Annotated in this window: 2 protein-coding genes; both read right to left on the reverse strand. The window is 42.4% G+C overall.

Features of this window, described 5'->3' with window-relative positions; all coding sequences use genetic code 11:
• Nucleotides 1-325: 325 nt before the first annotated feature.
• Nucleotides 326-1,810: a hypothetical protein gene (locus ACM0OP_RS23610; RefSeq protein ID WP_414530840.1), complete on the reverse strand. Its 1,485-nt coding sequence runs from the start codon at nt 1,808-1,810 to the stop codon at nt 326-328.
• Between the two features lie 993 nt (nt 1,811-2,803).
• A partial coding sequence (locus ACM0OP_RS23615; RefSeq protein WP_414530841.1) for a DEAD/DEAH box helicase occupies nt 2,804-5,321 on the reverse strand: 2,518 nt, incomplete at its 5' end.

Consider the following 5,321-nt stretch of genomic DNA (forward strand, 5'->3'; position numbering starts at 1 on the left):
TGATTACCTACTCAATTCTCCTCAACTTTTTCTCGACTTTTTCAGCAAACCCTAAGTAAGCGCGAAGCTTTCATCAGACTGAAAGCCTTACTCAGTATACTTTTTTCTTATATAGACAAAGGCGATTGCGCGGAGCGCAGTGCCAGAGGCAATCGCGTTGAATTTATTACAAAAAATTTACATGGTGATAAATTTTGCGCGTATCTTGTCTTTACCCCAATATGTAATTATCTGTTGTGACCTGCAATTATACTTAACGGGTGACAAGAAGGCTCAATACCTTCTTAACGTGAGTCTCCAACGGAGGCTCACGTTAAACCAAAAATTAAGATTTGAAAATGTAACCAGAATAACTACGTTTCTTACCTTGAGAAACCAATAAACCGCCTGCGCCTACCATTAACAAAGCAACCAAACCACTAGGTTCAGGAGTAGTAACCAAGTCTGGAACATTTGCGATTATGGGAGTTTGGGTAACATCTACGATACCAGGACCAGTGAAAGTAAAACCTGTGATAAAAGCAAGGGGATCTGTAGGATCAAGGGCTTCTCCCGCATCGATGCCACTAATCGTGAGAAAATCAAATCCCAGGGGATTAATATCAATTAAATCAAACGTCACCCCGGCGGATAAATCAAAACTACCAAAACCAGGTAATTCCAGAACAAATTGATCATCTCCTTGGGGTAAAGGTTCAGGAATTAGAACGGAGGCAAAGTTCGCATCTCCTGTCACGGTGTAATCATAGCCCACCGCAATATCCGGGTCAAAGAAAATCGGACTTACAATTCCAAGACCATCAGGAATAATGTTTACTTGGGGAAACACAAAAGAAGGAGACCCTGGGGTGATGACTGGGAGAAGGGGATTCGCAGGGGTTGCACCGGGTATGGTTGAGCCAATAGCTCCAGTGGTAAAAGTGCCTGTAGTAGCCTTAAAAAAGCTAGTTTCTATCGGTAAGAAATCAACTTCATCGAAAGCGGAGTAAAAAACATTATAAAATAGATTAAAAGTATAGGTTGTGTCAGGGCTGAGGGTGTTACCACCTAAAACGACACCAGTGGTATCAGGAGATAAGCCAGAAACAACAAAACTATTGGAATTACCAAGTTGGGGTACGATTGAAAGAGAGATATTTGCGGTAATAGCTGGATTTTCTGGAGGAGAAAAGCTATCGAAATTAAAGACAAAAGGTTGACTGGGATCTAAGCTCTGTAAATTACTGAAGGTATTACTCGTAAGAGAAGGAATCTGTAAGGGAAAAAAGTTGCTGGGTGCATCTTTAACAGCTACAAAATCATCTCCTGTAGGAGTAGAGTAAATAGATTCATAGATTGCCCCATTGGGGAACGCTTGATTCATTTCTTCTTCTGTTAGGAAGAAAAAGCTTGCCCTAGCTTGTGGTTGTGTAGTAAAGGGATTACTTATGAATTGGTAATCAGTAATGGGAGAGAAGATACCATCCTCGATAAATCCAGACTCAGTTTCATAGAAATAGGTGGTGCTAACCCCATCTACATCCCCAATCTCACCGAATTGTAAGACTGAATCAAAAAAATAGCCATCAGCAATGGTGGGTTGGGCATTACTGTTTTGAGTAAATTGGGCTGTTTTTTGTAAGAAGGGAAAGGGAGAGGTAAATGCTTGACTCGGTAAAGCTGTAGCTCCCAATACAAGGGCTGATGTTGCCAATGTTGCACTCCAATCTTTTACCCAAGTCAATATATTTTTAGAGTACTGACGTACCCCCCCCATTTGGGAATGTCCTGCGGGATGGGAGGCTTGACTGTTATTTGAGAGAATTGACATTGTAGGTAGGCTCCTGATTAATTAAACTCAATTTTCACCCTAATATGCTAGTGATATTGCAATGAGGCAATATTGGTATCACTGTGATTGGTACTGTGAACTCTTTCAATCACGAACTGTTTGTCAATGGTGGATAAATAAAAGACACCGCTTTTGACAAAGACCGATATAAATTCTGAAGAGTTAACTTTGTTATCTTTCAGTATTTATATTTAGGTAGATAAAAATCGAGTTCATTTTTGTGTCCAACACTAAATAATTATACTGGATTAATCAGGAATATTATACTAACCAATAGAAAGAATATGTGAATTATTTGATGTATACACTCAAGACATTCATTAAATCAATGTATGGGAGAAGTTTTTACAGGTTTTTGTCTTTATTGAGTTCAGGTTGGATTAATTGAGCGATCGCGTCCCCAGTGGCAAAAATGCTGTAAATAAAGTATTTTGTTAACTTGATCACCTGCATCTTAAATCGTCGTTTCTTCGTGCAGTGACTATTAGGTTAGGACTTACGCACTGTAAAAACTTCTGATTTTATGCGTTAACGAAAATAGGTCATTTCAGGCTTTTAAGCATCACCGTGGTCGGGTAGCTGGATACCTAAGCCAGGTAGCAGGACTATATCGCTATAATCCCGCTACCCGACCACAGACTAGCCAATTTTGTTACATCCAAGCTCCTAAGTAATCTCTTCCAATCGTGGCTTAGACGGGGTAAAAGTAGCGAAGCTGTCACCAACCGCCACGTAATGCCTGAAAAACTTGTATAGAGAGCATTTCAGAAAAAAAGTTGAGGATATTGGTAGCTCATTGAAATTCTCGTAATCTTTGATTAACCTCATTGAGGTGGGGGTAAATGAGCAAGCACACAGATAGTTACGCTGTGCGATTCGTTCCTAGATTAACAAATAACCTAGGGTGAAAACGCCAAGGACAGAACCTTGAAGCGAGCGGGAGCAAATTCATGGGGTTAGTGCCATCTCAGTTCAAAAAAACGGTTGCTGACCCCATATATTCAAGCCTAACTCAGAACGAATTTCTCCATATTGCCGAATATGTTCAACTAACCGTTTAGTTTCACCACCAGCTAATTCTAGTTCCCTGAGATTACCCACTAAAACAAACAATTCCTTTGCTCTACTGACAGCAGTATTTAGTAAATTGGGTTTGCGGTTAAGGAACCAAAAACTATGCTCTTTCTGGCACTGGTAAGGAGAAAAGATGATAGCTGTTTTTTCTCCACCTTGAAAATTATGAACTGTACCAATATCATCCCAAGAAAAGTTTCGCCAACGGTTAGAAATTCGATACCTCAGCGCGTTGGCTTGCTGCGAAAACGGTGACATTACGCCAATTGTCTTAGAATTGTCATCCGAGCTAATAGAGTAGCCGTGCTGAAGCAAGGACGCAATTATAGTTTCTACAGCAGCGATTTCTTCTGGATTGGTGTTATGGGTGTGGCTTCCCTCAATGTGGTAAGCCAGCAAATGCTTAACTGTTGCTTCGCCGTTATCCTCTGAAAGGATTTGCAGACCCCCAGGATAGTTGGGACGGCAAAATTGGATAATGGGTGAGGTACAGCGATAGTGATTTCTCAGGACAATACCATTGCCTAAGTCCCCTTCTGTACCATTAGCACCAGCAGCGCCATGATAAGCGGTAGCTGTGTATTTGGCGGTGGGGGCATAGCGGTAGTAGTCTTCGTTCCCCATGCCCATTTCCAGAAAGGCAGTTTTGAAATATTGTTTGATGGTATCGTCGCAAAGATTAATGATTGGCTCAATTTGTTGGGGGTCGCCAGCCACTACTGCTCGTTGCGATCGCACCAGCAAAGGAAATAATTGATGTATAAGAGTTGTCCCTGCTTCATCCGCCAGTGCCAGCTTGACGCTATGGGGATGGAGAATTGGCAGCATATTACGTATTGATTGCAAACTGGAGCCAATCACGGGGAAAATTAAGCTCAAGTCACGGTAGATGGCATCATGATCTGTTTCTAACTTGAGCAATGCCTGTCCATCGCCCATCAATACGCTGCCATAAGTTTCTAATGCCCTGATAACGCTATCCTTGCGTCGGAGAGTTTCTTGCACCAGGAACGCCCAGGCGCGTTGAAATAGTTCTAGCTGCAATGAGTGATGGTCACGATAAAAACGACTGTAGAAATCCTCTTGAGGGTAACTATCGAGTTGTTTTTGGATTTGTTGATGTTCTGCTTGTTTTAACTCTAACTGCTGGTTTAAAGCTGTTAATTGGGTTTGAATTTCAGTGACTTTTTGGTGAAGACTCTGCCATTGCTTTTTGAAATCCAGTTTTTGGTTTACCTCTGTGTGGGCAGTGGTTAAACTCAAGCGGTCAAGGGGTATCTGAAAGGGATGCGCTGTTACCAAGGTGTTTAAAACAGCAGCATTGATTCGATTTGCCAGTCGCTTTAATATTCGTTGGTCGTTAGTAACGTTCAGCCAGTCTAAAGTGCGTTTGGTAATGGAGTCAGACTTTTTTGGTAGTTCTCTTTCTGCTTGGGATAATGCGAATTGTATTTGTTGGTAAGCATCAAGGGGAAAATTTGCGTAATCTGCCAAACTTGATAGCTGTTCAGTTTGGGCTTGTAATTCGGAAGACTTGGTAACAATCTCGTTATTGAGTGATTGGATTTCTTCATCCAGTTGAGATCGCTGTTCGGTATCGGTAACTTGTTGTATGGTATGAAAGCGGTCTTGCTCTATCAGTTGTTGAATTTCACTTTCAACTTGCAATAGTTGGAGTTTGGCTTGTGACCAAAACTCTTGATTAAATTCAGTATGACGTAACCAATCCTGGCTTGATTGCAGTTTGGGTAGGGTTTCTTTACGGATGATGCTTTGGTTGCCGCCAGGGAGATAAAACTGTTGAGTCGGAAAATTCTTTGTCAGTCGCTGTGGGAATTTTTGGATGGCGCTTTTGTTGGTGCAGGAAAAGAGGATTAAATTATTCTCATCCTCTTCACCGCGAACAAGTTGTAATGCCCGATTCACTACTTGCTGGGCTACGAGGTGCAGAAACACTTCGGTTTTTCCAGTTCCGGGAGGCCCACAAACAGCAGTAAGCCAGTTTTCTTGGGTGTGTTTGAGGACAGCCGCTTGATATTCATCAGGTGCGTGGTCGGGGAAGGCTGCCCAAAACATAACTTCATCAGGTCGCGCCCATTCCTTCCCATCCTCGGTATCAGGTAGGGGAGGAATGGGCGCTCTGGATGTGGGTTTTGGGGTGTAGGGTGTAGAGGAAAAACTTTGAGTCTGAGAATCTGCAAGTTGGGAATTAAGAGTCATGTTGGGGTTGCAATCCCCATCCTCTTCTCTCCCCACACCCGAAACCCTACCCCCTACACCCTGTTGATGTCTGGGTGATTGTGGCTTTCCCCAGAGGTACTGCATTGCGGGGGAAGTTTCAGTTTGCCATTCGCTCTGATAGTCAGTTTGTTGCAGTTGCTTGAGGATTTCTTGCAGGTCTTGCTTTATTTGGGCG

Source organism: Nodularia chucula CCY0103 (assembly GCF_963923915.1).
In the GTDB taxonomy this organism is placed as follows: domain Bacteria; phylum Cyanobacteriota; class Cyanobacteriia; order Cyanobacteriales; family Nostocaceae; genus Nodularia; species Nodularia chucula.

Bases quoted from the DNA above. Each gene is read 5' to 3' on its own strand.
- ACM0OP_RS23610 (WP_414530840.1), bottom strand. From the start codon at position 1,810: ATGTCAATTCTCTCAAATAACAGTCAAGCCTCCCATCCCGCAGGACAT.